The sequence below is a fragment of the Micromonospora sp. KC213 genome, from assembly GCF_004348325.1.
Lineage (GTDB): Bacteria > Actinomycetota > Actinomycetes > Mycobacteriales > Micromonosporaceae > Micromonospora.
In genome coordinates, this window is record NZ_SMKF01000003.1 from 95173 (window position 1) to 120334 (window position 25162).

Here is a 25162-nt window from a genome sequence, read left to right on the forward strand (position 1 = left end):
CGCTCCTGCCCGGGCGGGGGAGGGGCGCAGGGGTAAGCGGTAGCAGCGTGGTCAGGACGAGAAGGGTGACCGGGAAGCGCCGCCGCAACCGCGACATGGCTGCGTCAGCGGCATCGAACACGGCGTCCACCCTGTCGACACAAGCAGCCCTCCGCCACGGCCTCAAGGCGGTGAACTCGCCACACGCTGAATGTAGTAATTTGCCCTCTAATGATCGTTATGCAGAGAGTGGGTGTGGGGTGTCGGGCTACACGGTCCTGGAAGTGCCGCAGTGGCAGGGGTCGGGCTCGCGTGGCGCGTACCGGTTGCGGCAGGGCGCGTCCGCGCTGGCCGGGCTCTTTCCCGGCGGGCAACGGATGCGAGTCGACACGGACAACCAACCGGGCGGTCCCCGCGACGGCGTCGCCGCACTCGACACACTCGCGGCGAACCTGCACGCGGTGCGCGCCGCGCACGTCCACGCCCGGGCGCGTGGGCGGGCGGTTGTGACCGTCGGCGGGGACTGCGGTGTCGACCTCGCCCCCGTCGAGGCGGCCTTGGCTGCCCACGGCGACCGGCTGACCGTGGTGTGGTTCGACGCGCACGGCGACGTGAACACCCCGGCCACGTCGCCGTCCGGCGCGTTCCACGGCATGATCTTGCGTGCCTTGCTCGGGGACGGCCCGAGCCAGCTGGCCCCGGCCAGGACGTTGCGGCCGGATCAGGTGGTGCTGGCCGGTGTACGCGCGCTCGATCCCGGGGAACGGGCGTTCGTGACTGAGCATCGGATCCGGCACGTCGCGGCGGCGGGTCTGGCCGATCCGTCCGTACTGTTGGACGAGGTCGCCGCCACCGGTGCTGACGCTGTCCACCTCCACATCGACCTCGATGTGCTGGACCCGGAGGTGTTCGGCGCTGTCGGCACGCCCGAGCCGGGCGGTCTGACCCTCGAACAGCTCGTTAACGCCGTGCGCTACCTTGCCTCGCGTTACACCCTCGCCGGACTCTGTCTTGCCGAGTACGAGCCGCGAGACGACGGCGACCTCGAGGTCCTCACCAGCCTGATCACCGCACTGGCGTCTGTTCTGGACGGCGGCGCTGCCAACAGCACGGTGCAAGAAGTCGAACGCCTTCCCGCGAGGGCGTGGCCGGCTACCCGCACCGTGAGCCGCGGGGGTTGACCACCGCGTCTGGCGCTGCTGTTCGTCGCCATGCTGACGGCGCGCGGCGGAGATGCCGTTCGCGGCGAGTCAGCTCGCCACCCCGGCGGCGCACCGGAGCAGGTTCATGGCGCCATGGGTAGGTCGGCTGTCGCGATCCCCCTGGGCCGACGGCCCGCCAGAGGCCGGCGGGCCGTCGGCGCGGTGGCCGATCTTCCTTGTGCGTCACACGCGCCGACTCCTGCGCAGCGCCGCCAGGCTGAGTGCCAGCCCGACCAGTGCCACCACGCTGACGAGGTTGACGCCAGGGCGGAACTGGCTGAAGTCAGCCACCTGGCCGGCCACCTCGTCGCCGGACACCAGGGCGGTGACGACGGCGAGCACCAGGGCGGCACCCACCTGACCCGAGGTCTGCACAAGGCCCGAGGCCAACCCCTGTTCGGAGTCGTCGATGCCGTCCGTGGCCTGCGCGGTGATCGAGCTGAACCCGAAGGCGAAGCCGCCGCCGAGCAGAAGCATGGTCGGCAGGATGGTCAGCAGGTAGTGCGGCGTGTCCCCGGCGGTCAGCAGGAACCACAGGTAGCCCAGGGCCAGTGAGACCATGGCGGCCAGGATCACCCGGCCGGTGCCGTAGCGGTCGATCAGGCGGGCGACGAACGGTGCGCCGAAGGCGACCAGCAGCCCTGCGGGCAGCAGGGCCAACGCCATCTGCAGTGGCGACCAGCGCAGCACGTTCTGCAGGTAGAGCGTCATGATGAACTGGAAACTGAGGTAGCTGCCGAACAGCGCGACCATACTGACGTTGGCCCGTACGACGGTGGCGGAACGCAGGATGCCGAGTCGGATCAGCGGGTGTCGCACCCGACGCTCCGTGGCGACGAAGCCCACCAGCAACAGGACGGCGGCGACGGCGGCGGCCAGCGTCACCGGGTCGAACAGGCCTCGTTCCGGAGCGGCGACCACGCTGTACACGGCCGCGAGCATTCCGCCGGTGAGAGTGAGCGCGCCGACCAGGTCGTGCCCGCCGTTGGCGGCGGGCCGGTCCCGTGGGATCAGAGCGAGGCCGGCGATCAGGGCCGCCACTGCCAGCGGTACGGGGATGAGGAACGTCCATCGCCAGCCCAGGCCGGTGAGAAGCCCACCCATGATGAGCCCGCTGGAGTAACCGCTCGCGCCGAACACGGTGAAGATGGAGAGCGCCCTGTTCCGGGCCGGCCCGGCGGGAAACGTGGTGGTCAGGATGGACAGGGCGGTGGGTGCGGTGAAGGCGGCCGCGAGCCCCTTGACGAAGCGGGTGGCGATGAGCAGTGTGCTGTCGTCGACCAGACCGCCGACCAGGGACGCGGCGGCGAAGACGCCCAGCGCCACCAGGAAGGTCACCCGCCGGCCGAGCAGGTCCGCGGTGCGGCCGCCGAGCAGCAGCAGCCCACCGTAGCCGAGGACGTAGCCGTTGACGATCCATTGCAGGGAGGCGGTGGACAGGTTGAGGTCGGCTCCGATGGAGGGTAGGGCCACCCCGACCATCGAGACGTCGAGTGCGTCGAGGAACAGCACGGCGCACAGCACGGCGAGGAGTCCCCAGAGCTGCGGCGTCCACTGCGTCCTGGTGCGGGTGGGCGTGCGGGTCGGCATCGAACCGGCCGGTCTCGTCATGACCGGCGTCGTGCCGGTGGCGTTGTCGATCACGAGAGGGACGTTAGATGCAGACGCATCTAATGTCCATGCACCTTATGCGATTGCATATAATTAGGTGTACGAAGCTCACGACCGGGAGTACGATCCGCGCGATGACGTCCGAGGTTGCCCTGATCGAGCGCTGGCGCTCGTTGCTGACCAGCTACAACCGCGTCGCGGCCCAGCTCGACCGCGCCCTTCAGGACCGGCATGGTCTCACCCTGACGGAGTTCGAGACGCTCGACCGGCTCGTGGGCCGGGATGGTGAGAAGCGTCGCATGCAGGATCTGGCGGGCGACATGTATCTCAGCCAGAGCGCACTGTCCCGCACGGTGGACCGACTGGAGAAGCGCGGCCTGGTGCTGCGCGCGATCTGCGAGGCCGACCGCCGTGGCGTGTTCGTCGCCGCGACCGAGGAGGGCGTACGGCGACACACCGAGGCCCGACGCACCTATCTCGCCGTACTGGCTGATCATCTTCCGTCGAACGCTCCCTGCGGCTGACCGGTCGGCTGGCGGCCGGACTCGTCATCATGTTGTCGATCGCCCGCTGACACTTCCGTCACGCCGTGGTGGTGGCCGCAGGCCGACGTCGGACCCGGGCTCTTGTCCGTGGTGGGAGGCGGCGGTTGAGATGCGGCTCGGCCCTTGCCGGGCCGAGCCGATCGGTCAGGCGCGGGTGAATTCCATGACCCAGTTGGACTCCCAGGTCTGTCCGCCGTCGGGGGAGAACTCCTGCTCCCACCGCGCCGAGGTGGGTGTGATGTCGGACCAGATGAAGTGCGCCTTGATCGGCTTGCTCTCGTGCGTGTCGTTGCCGTAGAAGTCGCCGCGGCCGTTGGTGAAGGTGCCGACGACCGGCGGGAAGAGCAAGCCGCTACGGCTGCTCGCCCAGTGGATCGACCATTGCTCTCGCTCGGTGTCGAACAGGCGCAGGGTGAAGCCGCAGCTGCCGAGCGTCGGGAAAATGATCTCCTCGGTGTTGCCGGCGCCGTTGAAGATCGGCTGGCAGGTGGTGGTGCCGGGGAAGGTCTCCCAGTCGTCGCTGTCGGCGAACAGCGTCCTGAGCCGGCGGTTGACCACGTTCCACGAGCCGATGAGGAAGTCGAAGTCGTTCATGCCGATGATCGTGGCGGACCACCCCTGACAGCTTCTGTCAGTGGCCTGCCAAACTGTCTCGGATGCGCGCGAGTCGACTGCTCTCCCTGTTGCTGTTGTTGCAGAACCGAGGGCGGATGAGCGCCACACAACTGGCCGCGGAACTCGGTGTCACCGCCCGGACCGTCTACCGCGACGTCGAGGCCCTCGCCGCGGCGGGTGTGCCGATCTACGCGGAGCAGGGCCCCGCCGGCGGATATCAGCTCATGGACGGCTACCGCACCCGGCTGACCGGGATGACCGCCGATGAGGCCGAGTCACTGTTTCTGACCGGTATGCCGCAGCCCGCCGCCGAGCTGGGTCTGGGTGCCCAGGTGGCGGCTGCCGAACTCAAGCTGATGGCGGCGCTGCCTATCCCGTACCGGCACGCGTCGATGCGGATCCGGCAGCGTTTCCACCTCGACACACGCGGCTGGTACCGGGAGCCCGACGCGGTGCCGCACCTGCTCGCCGTCGCCGAGGCGCTCTGGCAGGACCAGACGATCGACGTCCGGTACCGCCGCTGGGCGCCCCGGCCCGGCGAGGTCACCCGGCGGCTGCACCCGCTGGGACTCGTGCTCAAGGCCGGGGTCTGGTACCTGGTCGCCGCCAGCCGTGGCCAGCCACGTACCTACCGCGTCTCGGCGATCGTGGACCTTCGCGCGCTGCCCGAGACAGTCACCCGGCCGGACAGTTTCGATCTGGCGGGCTTCTGGCGGGCGCATGTCGAACGGTACGAGCGGGCCGACACCGATCAGGTCGCCGTCGTGCGCCTGACCCCGAACGGGGTCGCCGCCCTCCCCGATGCCCTCGGCCCCAAGGCCGCCCGGTTGGCCCTTCGCACCCTCACACCCGCCGGCCCGGACGGCTGGCACCAAGTCACCATTCCCATGGAGAACGTGCCACACACTGCCGTGACTCTGCTCCGCCTCGGCCCGAACGTCCAGGCTCTTCTTCCCACGCAACTGGTCGCTCACCTGACCGACACCATCCAGGCGATGGCCCGCCTGTATCCCGCTTGACGAACACCACGGATGGCCCGCGCACGCTCATGCAGCTCCGGGCTTCCTGTCGATCACGCCCGCACCCGGCTCGCAGCCACAAGACGGTGTCCGGCCAGGGCTTCGACACGGGCTAGTCGCGGGCGTGAGCTGTGCGCTCGCATTCCCGTTTGATCCGGGCGAGGGTCGTTCTCATGCCGGCGCGTAGGCGTGACTCGAAGCGGGGGACGGATCGCCAGAACAGTCGCTCCAGACGCAGGGCGATCCGGCTGACGCCGTCGGGGGTCTCGCGCCGGATCGCCAGGCGTGACGTGCCCGAGGAGACCGGCTCGACGCGGTACGACCAGACGGTTCTGTTCTCCCGAATCTTGATGGCGAACTCGACGCCGGGATCGAAGCGCACCACCTGAGCGTGTGTTGTCCACAGGAGAAGGCCGCCCCGGTTGAGGTTACGCATGCGGGTTCCGACACCGACCGGCCCCTGGGTCGTCACCCGTGTCCGCAACACCTGTGGACTCCATCGGCTCATGGCCCTCGGGTCGGCGATACGTCTCCAGACATCGTCGGGGTCGGCGTCGATCAGCGCGTCTTCCTCGATCACGGGGGAGGCGTTCGGCGTCATCGGGTTCCTCACGAGGGATGTCGGGGCGGGGCGGCACCCAAACTCCCATCTGGTTGACCGATTGGTCAAGAGGTAGGTTGGGGTCCATGCCCGAAACGGTCTCGGCGGCGATCGACGCCGCCGCCCTGCGTGCCCTGCCGACGCGGGACCGCCTCGTCGCCGTCGCCGGCGACCTGCTCCAATTGCGGGGATACGCGGGTATCGGGGTGGCGGAGATCCTTCAGCGCAGCGGTGCCAACAAGGGCTCGCTCTACTTTCACTTTCCCGGCGGCAAGGAGGAACTCGTTGCCTGCGCGCTGCGGGTACGCGCAGCTGCGGTCAGTGACCTTATCGCGACGGTGATCGTCGATGCCCCCGACGCCGCCGCCGCGGTGCGGTCGTTCGCGTCCGTGCTGGCGGCACGACTGGACGACTCGGATTTTCAGCGCGGATGCGCGCTCGCGAGCTCCACCCTCGACGCAGGCCCGGAGCACACCCAGGTGCACGACGCGGTGAGGCAGGGGTACGGCCGGTGGGTGGCGCAACTTGCCGAGCTGATCGAGCGGGACGCGGTCGCCGACGACCCCGAGGCGGAGGCGTGCATGGTGCTCGCCGCCCTCGAAGGCGCTCTCCTGCTGGCCCGGGTCCGGCGGGATCCCCTCCTGGTGACCTCCGTGGCGGAGAGGGTCACCCGCCACTGGTCCTAGCTGACGGCCTTTCTTCGACGGTGCGAGGCCACGGGTCGCGCCCGGGTTGTCGGTTACGCATTTATTTCGACATGCGGCCCGAACCGGAGAAAGCGCAAGATTTCCTCAAGTCGGTCGATGATTCATTGACCGTGATCCGTCCGCGTTGGAGAGTCTGTCGCAAGTAGACGGTATCGAGAAGGGGGAATCTTTTAGTGTTCAAAATCCGCTCGGTCGTGATGGGGTTGGTCCTGGCTCTCGGCCTCGTGACCGGATTCGCATCCCCGGCATCCGCCGGGAAGCTGTATTGGAAGACCGGCAAGGCCGTGTCGCACTCGAAGGTGTTCGACGGTGCGAACACCAAGAACATAATCTGTTACGGGAACGGTGAGATCGCGGCGACGATGTGTATCCGGCTCGACCGGAGGACCATGTACGTCAGAAGCGACAAGGCCGACGGCTACTTCAAGCTCGGAAGCTGGAAGGGTAGCGGCAACCAGTACGTGTGCCAGAACAACAAGGGAAACAAGAAGGGGAACGGCACCTGGGTGGCATGCCACTGGAAGTGGCCGAAGAAGAAGTGCTACACCACTCGGACCGGGCACGGACAGGCTGACTGGTATATCCTCAGCCGCGCCAGTAGCTTGTATTGCTACTAGCTGGCCGTCGGGGCGGATCTGGGGAGGGCGTTCACCTGGACGCTCTCCCCTCATCGCCGTCTGACGACGGTCCGGTACGGCGGCTGTCAACCGCAGGGCCTACGGTGAACGCCATTAGCGGTGCGGTGATCGGAAACGCCGCCGAGGCGCGAGCCACTTGCAGTCGTTCACCTGCTTGACGATCCGATTGAACGTGTCGACGGCGGTGTCGACGGCGGAGCGGACCTGGTCGAACGCTTGTTGAACCGGGGACATTGACGACGACGGCGTGGAAGTCCTGGTACGCCATCGAGTGGGCGAGCGTGTCCGCAGGTCGCTGACAGCGCGGCCCCGATGGATGCGGATGGGACACCGTCCCCAGCTAACTTGTTGTGCTATCTAGATGGCGGCGCTAGATTGTTGCCGTGATCTGTCCAGCGGGCCCGGGTGGCCCAGGATGAACCAGGAACGGCGGGCGCAGTGGCTGCGCGGGGTGCTCGATCTCTGCGTGCTAGCGCTCCTGAGTCGGGGTGAGTCCTACGGCTACGAGCTGTCCCAGGCGTTGCGGACCTACGGGTTGGGCACCGTGCAGGGCGGCACCCTGTACCCGGTGCTGCTGCGGTTGCAGCGTGCCGGCCTGCTCACCGCCCACTGGCGGGAGGGTGAGACGGGCCCTGCCCGGAAGTACTACCGGATCAGCCCGGCCGGCAGCGCGGCGCTGCACGCGGCCGTCATCGACTGGAGCGCCTTCACGGCGAGCGTGGGTGCGATACTGAGCGAGGAGCCGAAGCGGTGAAGGACAACGCCTGGCTCGCCGCCCTCACCGGCGAGCTGCGCCGGCACGGGGTGGGGCCCGACCTGACCGGCCACGTCGTCGCCGAGGCGGCCACCCATCTGGCGGAGAGCGGTGAGTCGCCCCTGCGGGTCTTCGGCCCGCCGGAGGTGTACGCCCGGGCGGTCGCCGACAGCCTCGGCGGCCCCGACGTGCGCCCACCGCGTCGCCACCCCGGCCCGGTGCGGCTCGCGGCCCGGGGTATCACGAAACGCTATCGGGGACAGACCGTTCTGGATCGCATCGACCTGACCGTACGGGCGGGGCAGATCGCGGCGGTGGTCGGGGCCAACGGTGCCGGCAAGAGCACCTTCCTGCGGATCTGCGCCGGCCTGCTGAGCCCGGACGCCGGCACCGTCCAGGTGCACGGCGCACTCGGCTACTGCCCCCAGGACGGCGGCACGGCCGAGTTCCTCGACCCCGATGAGCATTTCGTGCTGATCGGCGCGGGCCGGGGCCTGGGCCGGGCGACGGCCCGTCGCGCCGGCCGCGCGGGAGCCGCCGCGCTGGACTGGACACCCCCGCGCACCCAGGCGCGGCACCTCTCCGGCGGCACCCGGCAGAAGCTCAACCTGGTGCTGGCCCGGCTCGGCGAACCGGACGTGCTGCTGCTGGACGAGCCGTACCAGGGCTTCGATCGGGGCACCTACCTCGACTTCTGGCACGAGGTGTGGCGCTGGCGCGACGCCGGCAAGGCCATCGTGGTCGTCACCCACCTGCTCAACCAGCTCGACCGTGTCGACATCGTGCTCGACCTGACCGCCTCCCAGGAGCGCACCGCATGACCAGGATCCTCGTGGTGGCCGAGAGCGCCCTGCGTGAACTACTGCGTCGCCGTACCGTGTTGATCATTCTCCTGTTGTTTCCGCTGGCCTTCTACCTGAGCCGGCGGGGCGACCACCTCGGCCAGTCGATTCGCTTCGTCTGCCTCGGCCTGGGCTGGGCGCTGAGCACCGCGGCGCTTTTCGCCGGCAGCGCGGCGCGCGGCATGGAACCCCGGCTGCGGCTCTCCGGCTACCGCAGCATGCACCTGGTGCTCGGGCGGCTGCTCGCCCTCTGGGCGGTCGGCGCCCTGCTCTGCGCGCCGTACTTCGTGCTCATCCTCGTCGACCAGCACGACGTCCGGTACGGTGCGATCGCCCTCATCATGGTGCTGACCGTGGCCGTGGCCGTTCCGTTCGGTCTGCTGCTGAGCGCGGTGCTGCCGCGCGAACTTGAGGGCACGCTGGTGCTGCTCACCGTGGTCGGCCTGCAGATGGTGATGGATCCGGCGAGTACGGCCACCCGAGCCCTGCCGTTCTGGTTCAGCCGGGAGATCGGCACGTACGCCGTCGACCACACCGACAGCGGCTATCTGACCCGCGGCCTGACCCAGGGACTCGTCTTCGCGGTCGCCCTCACCCTGCTGGTCGTGGCGGCCGCCGCAGTGCGGCTGCGCCAGCGCCGGCACCTGCGGATCGCGTAGGGCGGGTGGGAACGGTAGATCCTCTGGCGAACCAGGCGGCGGATCGCCGGGCCTGATGTCGGTGACGGTCGACGGGGGCGCCACGCTGAGCGCGGCGCCCCCGTACGACTCTCATCGGATTGTGGCGGCGACAGGGATGCCGCCCGGACGACCCCCGTGAGGTTAGGCGGGCACCGGCAGGTGGAGCAGGTTGCACCGCTGGGTTCCGCCCGTCGGCTGGTAGCAGGCGTTCGCCACCAGAGTGCCGCCCAGTTCGAAGTGGGCGAAGTGGTCCGCGCCACCGTTGGCGCACGTCGATGCGCTGACCTTCGTGACGCCTGCGCTGGCACTGGCCGAGGCGCAGCCCGAGCTGGTCGCGGTCTTCTCCACGGTGTTCAGTGAGGTGCGTCGGTCGGCCGAGGCGTGCGAGCCGTAGCCGGTGAGCTTCACCCCGCTGCGGACGACCGAGTACCGGAACGCGTCCGGGGCGTAGTAGGACCAACTCGCGCCGGTGCCTGCGCTGCGCAGGTCCGCGTCGTCAGCAGAACCCGGGATGGTCAGGTAGTGGCCCTTGTCGGCGGTGGTGGTGCCGGGAGTCACCCGCTGGATGATCACCAGCAGGCCCCCGGTCAGGTCGGTTGCCATGAAGGGCGTACCGCTTCCGGCCCCGCATGCCTGCTTGTCGACGACGTAGGCCTGGTGTGAGGTCGAGTAGATGTGCACGCGGGCACACCGGTTGTCGTTGGCGGTGTCCATGATCGTGCCGAAGAGTGCCCGGGTGCCGAACGTGTCGCTGGCAGTCCCGATCAGCTCTACGCCCGGCAGCGTTCCGGCGACGTCGATCGTGTCGACGCCGCGGTAGTTCCACGAGCCCGACCATCCGGTGCCGGAGGGCAGTGCCGCCTGTGCCGGCGAGGCGGTCAGCCCGGCACCGACCAGCATGGCGGCCAGCAGCGCGGCGAGGGCCGCCACCCTGCGTCGCGTGGGTCGGGGGGCTTTCGGCCTGGGCCCTCTCTCTCGGTCGCGCGGTACCGCCACGGGCCCTCGCGATGCCATGTGCCGTTTCTTCATGAGGTGCTCCTTCCCCGGTCTGTTGGGACGGGCCGAGCCCGCCCCGGAACGGTGGCACGCGCTCCGGCTGATCGGGCGCGGTACTGGACCCGGCTGGACGGCGCTGGACGCCGGGTGGGCGGAGCGAGCGCGTTCAGGGTTGGGCAGTCCGGCCTCCGCGGTCGGCCCGGTAATGCCATTGGCCGGGCGGCGGGCGTTGGGTAGGGTCCTGTGTGGACTGACGGATGTCGGTCGATTGCTGTCGATGCCCGAAGGGGTTGATCTACCCTCCCGGGTGTCAACGCCCGAGCCGTCGGGCGGCCAGCACGTGGAGGCCGCATGTCCGAACAACGGGTACGTCACGACGCCCGACAGACGCTCCACCGGACGCCCGAGGAATCCCGTTCCACGCTCGCCGTGATCCGCGAGGCCACCGAGGTGCGGACGGTGCGTGACCTGGCCGGGCTGCTGCGCCAGCTCCGGCGCCGTCACGCTCGGCAGCAGGGCGGAACCCCCCTGACGTACCGGCAGCTGGCGGTGAAGACCGGCTGGTCACGCGGGGTCATCGGGGAGTACTTCGCGGGCAACATCCTGCCCTCGACCGAGCGTTTCGACATCCTGACCGGGTTGCTCGGTGCCACCGGAGCCGAGCAAGGGGCGCTGGCCACCGCACGTGACCGGGTCGAGGAAGGTCGGCGGCAGACGAATCCGGCCGACGGCCATGGCCGGGCCGAGGTCGCGCCGGCTCAGGCGAGCGGTGTGGCGGCAGGGGCGGTCAGGGCGTCGGATGCCGTGCCGCACCAGCTACCACCGGCTCTGGGCAGCTTCGTCGGTCGCGCCGCGCAACTGGCCCAGCTCGACGCCGAGTGCGGCGGTGACATCGGGCTCCTCACCGCCGGGGCAGACGGTTCGGGTAAGCCAGCCGCGACGAGCGTGGTGCTGTCGGGCACCGCCGGGGTCGGTAAGACGACGCTGGCGGTGTACTGGGCGCACCAGGTCGCCGAGCGGTACCCGGACGGTCAGCTCTACGTCAACCTACGGGGCTTCGACCCCACCGGCTCGATGATGACGCCCGCCGAGGCGGTACGGGGGTTCCTCGAGGCCCTCGGCGTACCGCCCGAACGCATCCCCACCTATCTGCCCGCGCAGGTAGGGCTGTACCGGAGCCTGCTCGCCGGCCGCCGGATGCTGGTGGTGCTGGACAACGCCCGCGACGTCGACCAGGTCCGCCCCCTGCTGCCCGGCAGCCCGGGCTGCCTGGCGTTGGTGACCAGCCGCAACCGCCTCGCCGGCCTGGTCGCCACCGAGGGGGCCCGACCGATCACCGTGGACCTGCTCACCGTCGGTGAGGCACGGCAGTTACTGGCCCGGCGCCTCGGTGCCGACCGGTTGACGGTCGAACCGTGGGCCGTGGACGAGATGATCGAGCGGTGCGCGCGGTTGCCGCTCGCGTTGGCCGTGGTCGCCGCCCGAGGGATGGCCCATCCCGCGTTTCCCCTGACCGCCCTCGCCGCCGAGCTGCGTGAGACGCAACGCCTCTTCGACGCGTTCGACAGCGGCGACGCCGGTACCGACGTGCAGGCGGTCTTCTCCTGGTCGTACCAGAGTCTCACCCCGCCGGCCGCGCGCCTGTTCCGGCTGCTCGGCTGCCATCCAGGGCCGGACGTCGGGATTGCCGCCGCCGCCAGCCTGGCCGGGCTGCCCCGGGGCCAGGTGCACCGGCTGCTGGCTGAGCTGGCCAACGCGCACCTGGTCACCGAACACGCGCCGGGCCGGTTCGGCGCCCACGACCTGCTGCGCGGGTACGCGGCCGAGTTGGCCGAGAACACCGACCCGCCCGAGACCCACCGCGCGGCGGTCCAGCGCGGCCTCGACCACTACCTGCACACGGCGCACACCGCCGCACTGCTGTTGCAGCCCGGCTGGGACCCGGTCCGGCTGGACGCCGTCCACCACGGGGTGGCACCTGAGGCGATCACCGACCACGACCACGCGCTGGCCTGGTTCACCACGGAGTACCGCGTTCTCCTGGCGGCGGTCGCCCATGCGGAGCGCACCGGGTTCGAGGGGCATGCCTGGCGGCTGGCCCACACCCTGGTGGACTTCCTGCAACGCCGGGGCCACTGGTGCGACCTGGTCGCCTCGCAGGGGGCCGCCCTGGTCGCGGCGCAGCGGACGAACGACCCGTCCGGGCAGGCGAACGCCCACCGCGACCTCGCCCGTGTGCTGGCCCGGGTCGGCGAGCCGAAGGCGGCGGAGGACCACTACCGCGCGGCACTGAAGCTCTTCGGTGAACTTGACGACCTCACCGGGGAGGCGCGTACCCATCGGGCCTTCGGCGCGATGCTGGATCGGCTCGGTCGGCACACCGAGGTCCTGTACCACGTACAACGGGCCGCGGATCTGTATCGGGCCGCCGGCCACCTGTCAGGGGAGGCCAGCGCGCAGAACGGAATCGGCTGGGCGCACGCCCAACTCGGCCAGTACGGACCGGCGCTCGAGCGCTGCCGGCGGGCGCTCATACTGTTGCGCCGAACCGACGACCGGCACGGCGAGGCGAACACCTGGGACAGCCTCGGTTTCATTCACGACCGTCTCGGCCGCCACCGCCGGGCGATCCGCTGCTACCACCGGGCGCTGAACCTGTTCATCCAGATCGGCGAACGGTACGACGAGGCGGAGACCCTGACCCGGCTCGGTGACAGCCGATACTCGTTGGGTGACCGGGCGGGCGCCGTGCGCACCTGGCAGCGGGCCCTGCGCATCCTCGACAACCTCGGCCACCCCGATGCCGAGCAGGTCCGCGACCGGCTCGTCCGTACCGCCCGGCGCAGCCGACGGGAACGCGGGAACAGGGAAGTACCAGCACGGCGGCTGACGCCGCGGCGCCGAAGCCTCGTGCCGAGGACCTGACATTCGTGACACGGTCCGTCCGACCGGGACGGGAACCCGGCCTTGTCCGGTTGTTTGATCATGATTCATGTCGACTGGCTACTGTCCCGCCCGACACATGTCGAAGGGTGAGGAGTACCCGTTGATCGCCAAACGAGTCGTAGCCCTGGGGCTGGCCTGCCTCACCACCGTCGCGGCCTCGGTCGCGGCACCGCACGGCACCGCGTCGGCCGCCGTGGAGGATCCCGCCGGCTCGGCTGCCCAGTACCACGTCGGATTCCCGTTGTTCCGCAGCGCCAACATGCCCAACCCGGACCGGCTGGCGAGCGGTGTCGGGTTCCATTCCTTCCGTATCCCGGCGGTGGTGAAAACCAGCACCGGGCGACTGCTGGCCTTCGCCGAGGGTCGCCGCTACAACAATGCCGATTTCGGCGACATCAACCTCGTGTACAAGCGAACCGAGACCGCCACGAACCACGGCGCGGCGGCCGGTGACTGGGAGCCGCTCAAGGAGGTGGTCGGGTCGGGATCCGGCACCTGGGGCAACCCCACGCCGGTGGTCGACGGCGGCACCGTCTATCTCTTCATGTCCTGGAACGCCGGCGATCGCAGTCCGTCCGGGACCGACCTGCTACCGGACGGGTCGCGTACCAAGCCGATCGACTCCACCGAGGCCGGTCGGCGGCATCTCTACCTGAGCAGGAGCACCGACGACGGCGCCAGCTGGACGACCCCGGTGAAGATGACCGCCGACCTCACGCCGAGCGGTTGGGCCTGGGACGCGGTGGGCCCGGGCAACGGGATCAGGATGCGCTCCGGCGAACTGGTGGTGCCCGCGCGGGGCCGCAACATCATCGGCACCCTGCGTTCGGACGGGCAGCGGCAGTGGCGCTACCAACGGCTGAGCGAGACGAACAACGAGGGCACGATCGCCCAGACCCCCGACGACAACCTGTACCGCAACGACCGGCCCAACTCCGGCAGCTACCGGCGGGTCGCCCGGGGCACGCTGACCAGCTTCGGCTCGTTCGCCGACGACGCCGGGCTGCCCGACCCGGAGTGCCAGGCCTCGGTCCTGGCGTACAACATCGACGCGCCGGCCCGGACCCTCTTCCTCAACTCCGCGTCCACCGGCAGCCGCCGCGCCATGCGCGTCCGGATCAGCTACGACGCCGACGCCCGGAGGTTCACCTACGGCCGCGAACTCAGCGACGTGCCGATCTCCGGCGTCGGGGACGAGGGCGGCTACTCCAGCATGACGAAGACCGACGACTACAAGATCGGGGCCCTCGTGGAGACCGACTTCTACGAGCACGGCAGCGACCCCCGCTCACACCGGGCGATCGTCTGGCGGCGGTTCAACCTGTCCTGGATCGTCAACGGGCCCAACAACTAGCGACCGGTGACGGCTGCCCGGTGCTCCGGGATGACGTGAGCGAACTATGGCCGACGTCAAGAAGTCAGTGCCCAGGGTCGCGGTCATGGGCGCCGGCGATCAGGTCGGGAAGCCGGACAGTGCCAGTAGGAGATCCCGTACCTCGGTGGCGGCGACGGCCGACCGGGCGTGCGCCCGGTCGGAGCAAATGATCATCGGACCGTCGCGGGGGTCGTCGGGGAGCCGGCCGTGGGAGCCCCGGACCGCGCGGGCACCGGCGTCGAGACCCACGACATTCATCAGGTAGCGCATGCCGATCTTCTTCCGCAGCAGGGCCACGGCCGCCCGGGCCTTGGCCGCCTGCGGGTTCGCCGGGTCGAGGAACAGCTCGGCCGGGTCGTAGCCGGGCTTGCGGTGGATCTCCACCAGACGCGCGAAGTCGGGAGAACGGGCCTCGTCGAGCCAGTAGTAGTAGGTGAACCACGCCTCCCGTTCGGCGACCAGCACCAGCTCCCCGGCCCGTGGATGGTGCAGCCCGTGCGCGGCCTTGCCCTCCGTGTCGAGTACCTCGGCCACGCCAGCCACACCCGCGCAGATCCTGGCCACCGCCGGCACGTCGGCCGGCTCACGGACGTACACGTGGGCCACCTGGTGATCGGCGACCGCGAACGCGCGCGATGTCCACGGGTCCAGGTACTCCATGCCGGCCTGGGTGTAGACCCGCAGCAGCCCCGCGGCCCGCAGCGCGCGGTTGATGTGCACCGGGCGCGACACCGGCGTGATGCCGTATTCGGAGAGCACCACGACCGTCGCGTCGCCCGCCGAGTCCAGCAGCGGCGCCATCACCCGGTCCAGCTCCGCGGCGGCGACGGCGGCCTGCGGCGCGTCGGGGCCGTAGCGCTGCAGGTCGTAGTCCAGGTGGGGGACATAGACGAGGGTGAGGTCGGGTCGGTGCGCCGTCCGGATCCGCTGCGCCGCCGCACAAATCCACGCCGACGACGCGATACCGGCGCCCGGCCCCCAGTAACTGAACAACGGGAAGGTGCCCAGTGCCGCGGTGAGGTCGTCGCGCAGCCCCGGTGGGTCGGTGTAGCAGTCGGGGTCCTTGCGCCCATCGGCGTGATAGACCGGCCGAGGGGTCACCGTCCAGTTCACGTCGGCGCCCATCGCGTACCACCAGCACACGTTGGCCACCGTGAACTCAGGCCGGTGCCGCCGCGCGGTGTGCCACACCTTCTCCCCGCCGACGAGCCCGTTGTGCTGCCGCCACAGGAACACCTCGCCGAGGTCGCGGAAGTACCAGCCGTTGCCGACCACCCCGTGCCCGGCCGGTGTCTCGCCGGTCAGGAAGGTCGACTGCACGGAGCACGTCACGGCGGGCAGCACCGTGCCCAGCGGGGCCTGCCAACCCGAGGCGGCCAGCGCGCGCAGCCGAGGCATGAATTCGAGCAGCCGCGGCGTGAGACCGACGACGTCCAGCACCATGACGGGCGTCACGACGGCAGCTCCTTCAGATCGAGGTCGGTCAGCCGGTCCCGGGCCCACGCCAGCTCGGCCGCGATCCCGGCGGTGAGCTGCGCCGGGCCGTCCGGCCGGGACCGCGGCGGCAGCACGTTCCAGGTGTACGTCTCGACGTCGAGGTGGTCGCAGGCGGCCTCCGCCCCGCCGAGCAACTCGCGCAGCGCATCGGTGAGCACACCCGTCGTCGCACGCAGCGGCGGCATCGGCGCGGCGTGCAACGGGACGTGGTAGTGCACCCGCCACGGGGAGTCCGGCGTCCCCCACGACAGCGCCTCGGGCAGGTCGTCAGCCGACCGGCCGTCGCGGCTCCGCGCCTGGTGCAGGAACCTCGGTTCGACGTATCCGCGCAGGGCGTCGCCGTCCCGAACCGGATCGGCTGCCTCCAGCGCCGCCGACAGCTGTGTCTTGACCACGGGGAGCCCGGCCGAGCGCAGCCGCGCCAGCGCCGCCGCCGGCTCCTCCCACGCAACTGCCAGATGGGCCAGGTCCAGGCACACCCCCAGGTACCGGGTGTCCACGCCGGACAGCATGGCGGCGGCCTGCGCGGTGGTCTCGACCACGCATCCCGGCTCCGGCTCGACGGCGACCCGAATCAGGCGGCCGGTACGCCGCTCCAGCGCCGCCAACTCGACGGCCAGCATGGACAGGGATCGCCGGCACGCGTCAAAGCGCTCGGGTGTCCAGGGCTCGCGCCAGGCCAACGGCAACGTGGAGATCGATCCACGGGCCGCATCGGCGGGCAGCACGTCGGCCAGGACGGTCGCCAGGTCCAGTGTGTACCGCAGACGCTGCGGCTGCGTCCAGTCCGGCCGGTACACCGCGTACTTGACCACCGGCGCCTGGAACGCCGCGTACGGAAACCCGTTGAGCGTCACCACCTCGAGTTCGCGCGCGGCCAGCTCCCTCCGCAGCCGCCGCCGCGCGGCCCGGTCGGCGGCCAGCTCTGCCGCGGCCGGCGCCGCCAGCCACAGTCCGAGCCCCAGCACCGCGCTGCCGAGCCGGCGCCGGACCGGCAGGGCGTACGTGTCGAGTTGGGCGAGGATCCCGGTCAGGTCCTCGGCGGCGTGCACATTCGTGCAGTAGGACAGGTGCACCACGCTGCCGTCACGATGCCGCAGGCGCATCAGCCAGCACCCCCGGGACCCCCGTCAGCCGTCATGCGTCACCCCTTGGAGTCCTACGGCGTGGGCCTCCGCCGTCCGTAGGAACGCCAGCGAGCGCCGCGCGACCTCCGGTGCCGCGTGGGAGTGCCGGGGCAACTCCACCGCGACCAACCCGCGGTATCCGCCGTCGGCCAGGGCGCGCAGCACCGGCGGGAAGTCGATCTCGCCGGCGCCGAATTCCAGGTGCTCGTGTACGCCTCGGCGCATGTCGTCGATCTGGACGTTCACCAGGTGTGTCGCCACGTCGGCCACGCACTCGGGTACGCCCACCGGCTCCAGGCACCGGCAGTGCCCGACGTCCAGGGTGAGTCCGAACGCGGCCGGCGCGCCCAGCTCGGCCCGCAGTCTTTTCCACCCGGCGATGTCCTCGACGAGCATGCCCGGCTCTGGTTCGAACCCGATCGGCACGCTCCGGTCGGCTGCCAGCGCGACGACCTCCGCAACGCCGTCGACCAGCCGCGCCCATGCGGTCGACTCGTCCACGCCGGCCGGCCGTACCCCCGCCCAGCAGGAGACCGCCTCGGCACCCAGGTCGGCACCGATCGTCACGGCCCGGCGGAGAAAGTCGATCCGGCGCGCACGCTCGTCGTGCAGGAAGGTCGGCGCGTGCTTACGCCACGGGTCGAGCAGGAACCGTGCGCCGGTCTCGATGACCAGCCCGAGGCCCAGGTCGCGCAGGAGGTCGGCCGTGTGGGTCACCTTCCGGGCCAGGGCGGGGCCGAACGGGTCGAGATGGGCGTGGTCCAGGGTCAGCGCGACCCCGGCGTAGCCGAGGTCGGCGATCACGGCGAGCGCGTCCGCCAGCCGGTGGTTGGTGAAGCCGTTGGTGCCGTAGCCGAACCGGAGCCCGTTCATGTCGGCGAGATCCAACGGGCCAGGGCCCGGCCCAGGGGAGCGGCGGCCGCGACCGCGAGACCGGCCCGGATCGCGCCGGTCCGGGCAGTCAGGGCGCCCTGCAGAGCCGGTAGCGCGGTGATGCCGGCGCCCACCGCAGCCCGCACCCGAGGCGGCGCTGGGTCGCCGAGCACTCCGGCCTGGGCCCGCCCGTACCGGCGGGCGTAGTCGACCGCCAGCAGCCTGGCCACCGACGCGGCAGCGCCGGCCGGGGCAGCAGCGTTCGGGCGGGCCACCGTCGCGGCCACCGCGGCGGTGGTGGCGAGCGTGGCGGCGGCGACGCCGGGCCGGGTGCCGCCCACCTCGCCCCGCGACAGCGCGGTGACGGTGTACGTGTGAACGCCGACGGTGAGAGCAGCCGGAATCGCCCGAACGATGCGGCCGGTGCTGGCCCCGTGCAGCACGTCGAGTGTCCGGCAGGCAGCCATCGCCAGCGGGCCGGCCACGGTGTTCTTGGCCCACAGGTCGTACGCCCACACGGCGGCGGCGAGCGGGCCGGCCACGGCCAGTGCGCGCCGACCCCCGACGGCCCCCGAGATCGCAAGCCCGACGGCGGTGAGGCCGGCCGCCACGCCGAGTGCGACGGGGGCGGGTACCCGTCCGGACGGGATCGGCCGCTCGGGCCGCTCGACCGCGTCGAGTGCGCGGTCGGCCCAGTCGTTGGCCGCCATGCCCGCCCAGTACAGGCAGACCGACGCGCTGGCCAGGCCGCCGGTTCGCCGGTCGAGCACGCCCGTGGCGGCGGCGCCGGCCACCACGTCGCCGGGCACCGACAGCGCGGCCGGCGCACGGACGAGGTCGGCCAGCGCGCCAGGTCTCATCACTGCTCCGCCGTGGACAACTCGGTGGCGAGCATGGTGAGCATCGCCCACTGCTCGCCCAGCGCGGACGGCGCGGCACCCAGCGGGTCCTTGAAGAAGAAGGCAAGCTCCGGCAGCGGCCCGCGGCGGCCGGCCCGGTGCGCGGCGGCAGTGAGCCGCGCGAGGTCGAGTACCAGCGGCGCGGCGAGCGCGGAGTCGCAGCCGTGCCAGGTGAACTCGACGCGCATGCCGGTGCCGAGAAAGCCAGCGAACGTGATCAGGTCCCAGGCCGTCTTGAAGTCGCCGATCCCCTCGACGTGGTCGATGCGGCTGGTGCCCTGCGGCTGGTAGCCGAGCACGTCGCGGAGCACCCGCTGTTTGCTGGCCACCTTGGCGGCGTTGGGGCCCGGGTCCGCGAGGTTCGCACCGTCGCCGCCGCCGAGCAGGTTGATGCCCGACCAGGTGAGCACGTGGAGGTTGCGTAGCGCGAACATCGGGGCGAGGACCGACTTGACCAGCGTCTCGCCGGTCTTGCCGTCGTTGCCGGCGTACGGTACCCCCATCTCCCGTGAGAGCTCGTCCAACGCCGGCAGGCGGGCCCCGGTGGATGGCGTGAAGTCGACGTACGCGCAGCCGGCGGTGAACGCGGCATACGCGGCGAGCGCGCTGGGCGGCAGCACGGGCTCAGGCGTCGCCAGGGCGGACCGCAGGGCGGCCAGGCTGCCGTGCGCCGGGTGCGGAGCGGGTGCCGGCTCAGTGGTGGACACATTGATGACCACGACGTGGGCGAGTTCGTGCTGTCGCCGGAACGCGGCCAGGTCGTCGGCGATGAGCGTGGCCGTGTCGGCCTGGGTCGGGCCATCGGGCAGCGGACGCAGGTCGTCCTCCTGGGCGGCGAGCTGGTCGGCGAGCGCGGCCACGAGTCGGGCCGGCACCACACCGGCCGCCGCCAGCGCCTCGGCTTTCTTGACCACGGGGGTGGCGACGATGTCATGGCCGCCGATGACGAGGTCGGACCAGCGAGGCAGCCCGGCCGCCCGCAACGCGGGCAGTTCGGTGACGCATCCGGTCGACTCGACCAGCCGTGCCCGAAGCGCCAGTGCGCCGACCGTGGCGGTGACCGCGACCGATCCGCGCGCGCCGATCAGCCAGATGCCCGTTCGCATGGCCCCCCTTTCCGATGCTCTGTGGACGATCTGGACGCGCCGGAGCCGTGGGCCGACTGGCGGGTTGCGCCTGGGCGCCGAAGGTGTACGTGTGTGTCGGTCAGGCCCTCATGCCGTCGGCCGCGACGGGCAGCCAGGTTCGCCAGGAGGTAACGCAGCGTCACGTCCGATGCGTTCTGATCTCGTCGCTTGCTTCATTCAGGATGCGCCAAAAAATCATTAGAAGTCAATATGACGCTGTTGGGATCGGTTCCATAACGACTTTGCGGGAAGTTCTTCCAGTGGTGCCCGTTCGGTCGATGCGAGAAGTGCGGACGGAGGGCTTCTACCAGCCTCAGAGGTCCGGTGTCACCCGTTGCCGCCGGGACGCTTACCGACCCTGGAATCATCCGATGTCCGGCCGAGTCTGATGCGGGTCCTCAGCTGCCCTGCACAAGCAGGACCAGGCGGGAAACTCGGTGCGGCCCGCGACACCATGATTCGAGGACGAGAAACGGTCGACAGGAGGGACTACGGTACGTAGGGATTGTGGGCTGGGCTACCGTCCCTGCCGGTGTGGTTGCGCGGCGGGAAGTCAGAAGCCGCCGTTCACTTCGGCTCGGGTTCCGTCGAGGGCCGTCGCGCTGGCCTCGTAGCTGTCGCGGCTCGGGTCTCTGCCGCCCGTCGCGTGGCCGTACTGCACCGCGAACATGTGATCGGCGGGCACCAGGCGTACGCCCGGTTTCAGGGTGAACGTGTAGACCAGCGCGTCCGGCTGCTGCTCCACGCTGATCACCAGTTTGTCGGCCCCTACCGTGCTCCAGGCTCCGGTGCTGGTCACGTCCGGGGTACGCGCGATCCGTACGCGTAGCTGGAGCGCCGAGACGGCCTCGCTGTTTCTCAGGGTCACGTTGCTCTGCGCCCAGTTGTCGATGCTGTGCGGGTCGACGGCACCGCTGGACCACAGGAAGTCCTGCTGGACGGAGGCCCTGCCTGGGGACGCCCCCGGGGAACGAGGCGGCTGAGCAGCAGACGACGGACGGCCGGTGGCGCCACGGTCCGGCACCGACCCGGCGGTGGTGCTCGCGGCAGGCGTGGCGGAGGGGGACGAGGCCGCGGTCGGGGTGGGGGAGACCGTGACCGAGGCCGCGGGTACGGGTTCTTGAGGTGTTTCGTCGCGGACAGCGGCCCAGGTCGCGGCGACGCTGAGCCCGAGCACCGTGGCCACGGTCGCCGCCATTCCGGCGACCGCGGCGGTGCGCCGACGGGTGGAGCGGGGCGCGCTGGACAGGTCAGCCGCCTGGCCGCGCTGGATCCGGGCCAGCATGGCCACACGGTCCGGCTGGTGAGCGGCCGCGGCCGTGCGAAGCGCGGAGCGGATGGGATCCGACGACATCAGCTCCCCCTTCCCGACCGGCCGGGCGGAACGATGGCCCGCGAAGCGGGAGCCAGCCACGGCGTGCCGTCGCCCGCCGATGCCGGCGGACCGCCGAGTAACCGGGTCAACTGGGCCGCCCCGCGCGACGTCTGGCTCTTCACGGTACCTACGGAGATGCCGAGTGTACGCGCCGTCTCCCGCTCGGACAGGTCGAACGCGTACCGCAACACCACGCACGCCCGACGCCGGTACGGCAGCCGGCGAAGCGCCTCACGCACGTCGACGACAGCGGGCACGTCCACGTCCTGCGTCCGCTCCCGCCACAGCAGGCCCACGCCGAGCAGGCCGCGCCGTTCCCGGGACAGCCTGCGGATCCGGTTGCGGGCCAGGTTGGCGAGCACGCCACGGGCGTACGCGATCGGGCTGTCGGCGGCAGCGACACGGTCCCAGTGCCGCCATACCTCCAGCAGCGCGTCGGCGGCGAGGTCGTCGGCCACCTCCGGCTCGCCGGTGACGAGATACGCCAGGCGGGCCAGCTCGGCGTGGTGCGACTCGAAGAAGGAGTGGAAGGCGTCGTCGCGCCCGCCGGCCCTCACCAGCGTGGTGGATGCTGACGGTTCACGCGCTGAGGCCGTGTGCGGGAGGGCCGGCTGTCGGCGCGAGTTGTCGCGGCCAACCGGTTCGCTGCTTGTCGCGGATGCGCGTGCGCTGTGACACCGCGTTGCCTGTCATGGGACTGATTTATAGTCCCAGGCCGTTGCTCCTGTCCAGTCTGCGCTCCTTCTGCTCGGCAGCGAACACCCTCACCTGTGGAGATGGGTGTGTGGCGCAGCGGAAACGGCTTGATAGTTTTCGATACATGGGATCTCATGGCTACGTTTCGTAGTCAGATCCGAGTGGCCTGCCCGGGGTCGCGCCCGCGTGCCCGTCAGTGAACGGCGGCTTCTGAAATTTTCCTCTGTGGCGGGCAACCTTTTTGCTCCTTTGGACCACTCACGGTCGGACGGGCTGGAACGGCTGAGGGAGAGCGCCGACATGAACCCCTCGTACCTGCGCCGCCGGTGGTGCCCCGTGCTCGCGACCGCCGTCTGGGCGGCCGTGTTCGCGGCCTTTGCCGGTTGCGCCGCCAGCGGTCTGGCAGGACTGCTACGAGGGCCGGCTGACCTGGCTCAGCACGGTGGAGCGCGGATCTCCGTACAAGGCCGGGGCTGCCTGGGTTCGCATGCGCGTCCACTTCTCCGGGCGCTGGCACACCGACGCCGCCAACGGATACGTCGCCCGCGTGAAGGACTACCTGGACCAGGGGATCTGGAAGACGCGCACCTTCCAACAGCCCTGATCGTGGAATCAGCGGAAGGTCGAGTCACCCGCCGGTGCGGTGGGCCTTCCTGCCCGCCTGCGCGGCTGAAGGCGCGGTTTCTCAGCCCGAGGCGAGCTTCGCCGGCGCGGGCACGACCTTTCCGCCGGCTACGGCAGGTCGAGCTGATAGGCGCGCACGGCGGTGCCACCAAACACCTGATCCTGCTCCGGGCGGGTCAGCCCAGATGTCAGCTCCTCGGCCGCGGCGACCACCTTGGCGTAGGACCCGGCGAGCAGACACACCGGCCAATCCGAGCCGAACATCACGCGCCCGGCGCCGAACGCCTCCAGTGCCGTCTCCGCGTAGGGGCGCAGCCCCGGTACGGTCCACGAACGCCAGTCCGCCTCGGTGACCATGCCGGACAACTTGCAGTAGACATTCGGTTCCGCCGCCAGCTCACGCAGCCGGGTCGCCCACGGCTCAAGTTCGCCCGTGGCGATCAACGGCTTGGACAGGTGGTCCAGAACAAAGGTGACCTCGGGTAACGCCCGCACCGTGTCGATGGCGGAGGGTAGCTGATGGGCAAGCGTGAGCAGGTCGTAGCAGAGCCCCGCGTGACCCACCGCGCGCAGCCCACGGCGGACTTCTGCCCGGTTCAGCCAAGCGGGATCCGCTTCGGCCTGGACGAGGTGCCGGAGACCGACGAGGCGCTCGCCGCCGGGTCCGGCCCGCAACGCCGCGAGCGTGTCGCGGATACCGTCGGCCGTCAGGTCGACCCAGCCGACCACGCCCGCCACCAGGTTGCTGCCGGCCGCCAGGGCAAGAAACTCCGCGGTCTCGTCCATGTCGGCGAGCACCTGCACCAGGACGGTGCGGTCGATTCCGGCCTCGGCGACGGGCTCCGCCAGATCGTCCAGAGTGAACGACCGATGAATCGGGGCCATCCGCGTTTCTCCGAGCCACTGCTGCGGCCGGCGGTCGAGGTCCCACACGTGGTGGTGCGCGTCAATCCTGAGCATTGGCACTCCCCACCCCAGACATCCGATTCGTGCCCGCGAGCGGGCGACAGGCGCCGGCCGACGGCCGGGTCGGTAAAGCCCTCGGCACGGCGACGAACGTCGATCGCTCCGTGTGCCACCGGATCCTAGCCACGGGACCGGATGTCCGAAAGGTCTCGCGGCTGGGTGCAAGGGAGCGATCACCGGGACCCCGAGGAGTCACCTGGGTGAACCCACGACCTCCCTGGACAGGAAATCGATCGAGGACTATAACTCAAGTCCATGACACGAAACGCTTCGTCCACATTTCGGTCACAGTCCGTGAACGAGCGTCGCGATCGAAGGGCCGATTGGCCGGGAAGGCACACATGAAAACGAAGCTGAGGTGGCTAGCCGCCCTGACCACCCTCACCGCCGCGCTCGCGTTGGGCGCGGTGACCGGATCCGACGTCGCCAGCGCCGAATCCAACGGTGGTACCCGGGTCATGCCGCTCGGTGACTCCATCACCGAGGGCACCCAGGTGCCCGGAGGGTACCGGATCGGCCTGTGGCGACGTGTCACCAACGACAGGTACACGGTGGACTTCGTCGGATCGCAGTTCAACGGACCCGGAAACCTGGGCGACCACGACCATGAAGGCCACCCTGGGTGGCGCATCGACCAGATCGACGCGCGCATCAACGGCTGGCTCACCACCTACCAGCCGCGCACCGTACTGCTGCACATCGGCACGAATGACGTGCTACAGAACTACGACCTGCCCGGGGCGCCCAGGCGACTGTCCACACTGATCGACCGCATCACCAACACGGTCCCCGGCGCCGACGTGTTCGTCGCCCAGATCATCCCGCTGGCCAATGCCGGCCAGAACAACGCGGCCCGCACGTTCAACGCGGCGATACCCGGGATCGTCCGGGACAAGGTCGCGGCCGGCAAGCGTGTCCACCTGGTCGACATGCACAGCGCGCTCACCACGGCGGACCTCATCGACGGCGTCCACCCCACCGCCGGGGGCTACGACAAGATGGCGGCCACCTGGTACGCCGCCCTGCGGTCGGTGGCGGGCAGCATCGGCAGTCCCGGTGGCCAACCGAGCGTGGGGATCGTCGGCGGTGGCTCGGGCCGGTGCCTGGATGTTCCGGGGCAGAGCACCACCAACGGCACCCAACTGCAGCTGTGGGACTGCTGGGGTGGGTCGAACCAGCGGTGGACCTACACCTCGAGTAAGCAGCTGGTGGTGTACGGGAACAAGTGTCTGGACGCGTCCGGTCGCGGAACCAGCAACGGCACCGCGGTGATCATTTGGGACTGTAGTGGTCAGGCGAACCAGCAGTGGAACGTGAACGCGAACGGGACCATCACCGGGGTGCAGTCGGGGTTGTGTCTGAGTGCGTCCGCGGGCGGAACGGCGAACGGTACGAAGATCGTCCTCTGGTCGTGCAGCGGCAGCGCGAACCAGCAGTGGAGCCTGCGCACCTGACGGGAGCCCTCTGC

General features: G+C 70.4%; 23 protein-coding genes. 11 read left to right on the forward strand and 12 right to left on the reverse strand.

Going from position 1 to position 25162, the window contains the following annotated elements; translation table 11 throughout:
* Positions 1-65 precede the first annotated feature (65 nt).
* Positions 66-1160 (forward strand): arginase family protein, encoded by a 1095-nt coding sequence (locus E1166_RS01745; protein WP_207913914.1) that lies wholly within the window; start codon positions 66-68, stop codon positions 1158-1160.
* A gap of 204 nt (positions 1161-1364) precedes the next feature.
* Here the strand turns inward: E1166_RS01745 and E1166_RS01750 are convergent, their stop codons facing one another.
* Entirely contained in the window at positions 1365-2825 is a 1461-nt protein-coding gene (locus E1166_RS01750) for an MFS transporter (protein WP_243710078.1), read from the reverse strand.
* A 101-nt stretch (positions 2826-2926) separates the two neighbouring features.
* Here E1166_RS01750 and E1166_RS01755 point away from each other — a divergent pair, with 101 nt between their 5' ends.
* Positions 2927-3316 (forward strand): MarR family transcriptional regulator, encoded by a 390-nt coding sequence (locus E1166_RS01755; protein WP_132335144.1) that lies wholly within the window; start codon positions 2927-2929, stop codon positions 3314-3316.
* Between the two features lie 165 nt (positions 3317-3481).
* Here E1166_RS01755 and E1166_RS01760 read toward each other — a convergent pair whose 3' ends face one another.
* Positions 3482-3931 (reverse strand): hypothetical protein, encoded by a 450-nt coding sequence (locus tag E1166_RS01760; protein WP_132335146.1) that lies wholly within the window; start codon positions 3929-3931, stop codon positions 3482-3484.
* 62 nt (positions 3932-3993) lie between these two features.
* Between E1166_RS01760 and E1166_RS01765 the strand changes: the two genes are divergently transcribed.
* Positions 3994-4971 (forward strand): WYL domain-containing protein, encoded by a 978-nt coding sequence (locus E1166_RS01765; protein WP_132335148.1) that lies wholly within the window; start codon positions 3994-3996, stop codon positions 4969-4971.
* A gap of 112 nt (positions 4972-5083) precedes the next feature.
* On the opposite strand, the gene E1166_RS01770 is transcribed toward E1166_RS01765, so the two are convergent.
* Positions 5084-5572 carry an SRPBCC family protein gene (locus tag E1166_RS01770; protein ID WP_132335150.1) on the reverse strand — a complete coding sequence of 163 codons (489 nt, stop codon included), beginning with the start codon at positions 5570-5572 and terminating at the stop codon, positions 5084-5086.
* An 86-nt stretch (positions 5573-5658) separates the two neighbouring features.
* Between E1166_RS01770 and E1166_RS01775 the strand changes: the two genes are divergently transcribed.
* The 5 genes from E1166_RS01775 (at position 5659) to E1166_RS01795 (ending at position 9172) form a co-directional block, all read left to right on the forward strand.
* Positions 5659-6258, forward strand: a complete 600-nt coding sequence (locus E1166_RS01775) for a TetR/AcrR family transcriptional regulator (RefSeq protein ID WP_207913917.1) — start codon at positions 5659-5661, stop codon at positions 6256-6258.
* A 194-nt stretch (positions 6259-6452) separates the two neighbouring features.
* Entirely contained in the window at positions 6453-6896 is a 444-nt protein-coding gene (locus tag E1166_RS01780; RefSeq protein ID WP_132335152.1) for a hypothetical protein, read from the forward strand.
* 436 nt (positions 6897-7332) lie between these two features.
* Positions 7333-7671, forward strand: a complete 339-nt coding sequence (locus tag E1166_RS01785) for a PadR family transcriptional regulator (protein ID WP_132267088.1) — start codon at positions 7333-7335, stop codon at positions 7669-7671.
* Entirely contained in the window at positions 7668-8492 is an 825-nt protein-coding gene (locus E1166_RS01790) for an ATP-binding cassette domain-containing protein (RefSeq protein WP_132335154.1), read from the forward strand. Before E1166_RS01785 ends, E1166_RS01790 begins: the two co-directional genes overlap by 4 nt.
* Positions 8489-9172, forward strand: coding sequence for a hypothetical protein (locus E1166_RS01795; RefSeq protein WP_132335156.1), 684 nt, complete (start codon positions 8489-8491; stop codon positions 9170-9172). The genes E1166_RS01790 and E1166_RS01795 overlap by 4 nt, the downstream gene beginning before the upstream one ends.
* 162 nt (positions 9173-9334) lie before the next feature.
* Here the strand turns inward: E1166_RS01795 and E1166_RS01800 are convergent, their stop codons facing one another.
* The gene (locus E1166_RS01800; protein ID WP_132335158.1) at positions 9335-10123 is read right to left on the reverse strand and encodes a hypothetical protein; all 789 of its coding nucleotides are present in this window, start codon (positions 10121-10123) and stop codon (positions 9335-9337) included.
* A gap of 417 nt (positions 10124-10540) precedes the next feature.
* On the opposite strand from E1166_RS01800, the gene E1166_RS01805 reads away from it, so the two are divergent.
* Both E1166_RS01805 and E1166_RS01810 read left to right on the forward strand, forming a co-directional pair.
* The gene (locus E1166_RS01805; RefSeq protein WP_132335160.1) at positions 10541-13114 is read left to right on the forward strand and encodes a helix-turn-helix domain-containing protein; all 2574 of its coding nucleotides are present in this window, start codon (positions 10541-10543) and stop codon (positions 13112-13114) included.
* A 121-nt stretch (positions 13115-13235) separates the two neighbouring features.
* Positions 13236-14489 (forward strand): exo-alpha-sialidase, encoded by a 1254-nt coding sequence (locus E1166_RS01810; protein ID WP_165944209.1) that lies wholly within the window; start codon positions 13236-13238, stop codon positions 14487-14489.
* Positions 14490-14588: 99 nt separating this feature from the next.
* Here E1166_RS01810 and E1166_RS01815 read toward each other — a convergent pair whose 3' ends face one another.
* The 8 genes from E1166_RS01815 to E1166_RS01855 form a co-directional block, all read right to left on the reverse strand.
* Positions 14589-15953: a nucleotide pyrophosphatase/phosphodiesterase family protein gene (locus E1166_RS01815; protein ID WP_132335196.1), complete on the reverse strand. Its 1365-nt coding sequence runs from the start codon at positions 15951-15953 to the stop codon at positions 14589-14591.
* Between the two features lie 8 nt (positions 15954-15961).
* On the reverse strand, positions 15962-17113 hold the full coding sequence (gene eboE, locus E1166_RS01820) for a metabolite traffic protein EboE (RefSeq protein WP_132335164.1): 1152 nt from the start codon (positions 17111-17113) through the stop codon (positions 15962-15964).
* A gap of 24 nt (positions 17114-17137) precedes the next feature.
* Positions 17138-18007, reverse strand: coding sequence for a sugar phosphate isomerase/epimerase family protein (locus E1166_RS01825; RefSeq protein ID WP_132335166.1), 870 nt, complete (start codon positions 18005-18007; stop codon positions 17138-17140).
* The gene (locus E1166_RS01830; protein WP_132335168.1) at positions 18004-18867 is read right to left on the reverse strand and encodes an SCO3242 family prenyltransferase; all 864 of its coding nucleotides are present in this window, start codon (positions 18865-18867) and stop codon (positions 18004-18006) included. Before E1166_RS01830 ends, E1166_RS01825 begins: the two co-directional genes overlap by 4 nt.
* A complete protein-coding gene (locus E1166_RS01835; protein ID WP_132335170.1) occupies positions 18867-20012 on the reverse strand; it encodes an inositol-3-phosphate synthase in 1146 nt (381 codons plus the stop codon). The genes E1166_RS01830 and E1166_RS01835 overlap by 1 nt, the downstream gene beginning before the upstream one ends.
* Before the next feature lie 574 nt (positions 20013-20586).
* A complete protein-coding gene (locus E1166_RS01840) occupies positions 20587-21318 on the reverse strand; it encodes a hypothetical protein (RefSeq protein WP_132335172.1) in 732 nt (243 codons plus the stop codon).
* A 68-nt stretch (positions 21319-21386) separates the two neighbouring features.
* The gene (locus tag E1166_RS01845; protein WP_207913920.1) at positions 21387-21965 is read right to left on the reverse strand and encodes a SigE family RNA polymerase sigma factor; all 579 of its coding nucleotides are present in this window, start codon (positions 21963-21965) and stop codon (positions 21387-21389) included.
* A gap of 871 nt (positions 21966-22836) precedes the next feature.
* Positions 22837-23688: an amidohydrolase family protein gene (locus E1166_RS01855; RefSeq protein ID WP_132335176.1), complete on the reverse strand. Its 852-nt coding sequence runs from the start codon at positions 23686-23688 to the stop codon at positions 22837-22839.
* A gap of 347 nt (positions 23689-24035) precedes the next feature.
* Between E1166_RS01855 and E1166_RS01860 the strand changes: the two genes are divergently transcribed.
* Positions 24036-25148: an RICIN domain-containing protein gene (locus tag E1166_RS01860; RefSeq protein ID WP_132335178.1), complete on the forward strand. Its 1113-nt coding sequence runs from the start codon at positions 24036-24038 to the stop codon at positions 25146-25148.
* Positions 25149-25162: the final 14 nt, after the last annotated feature.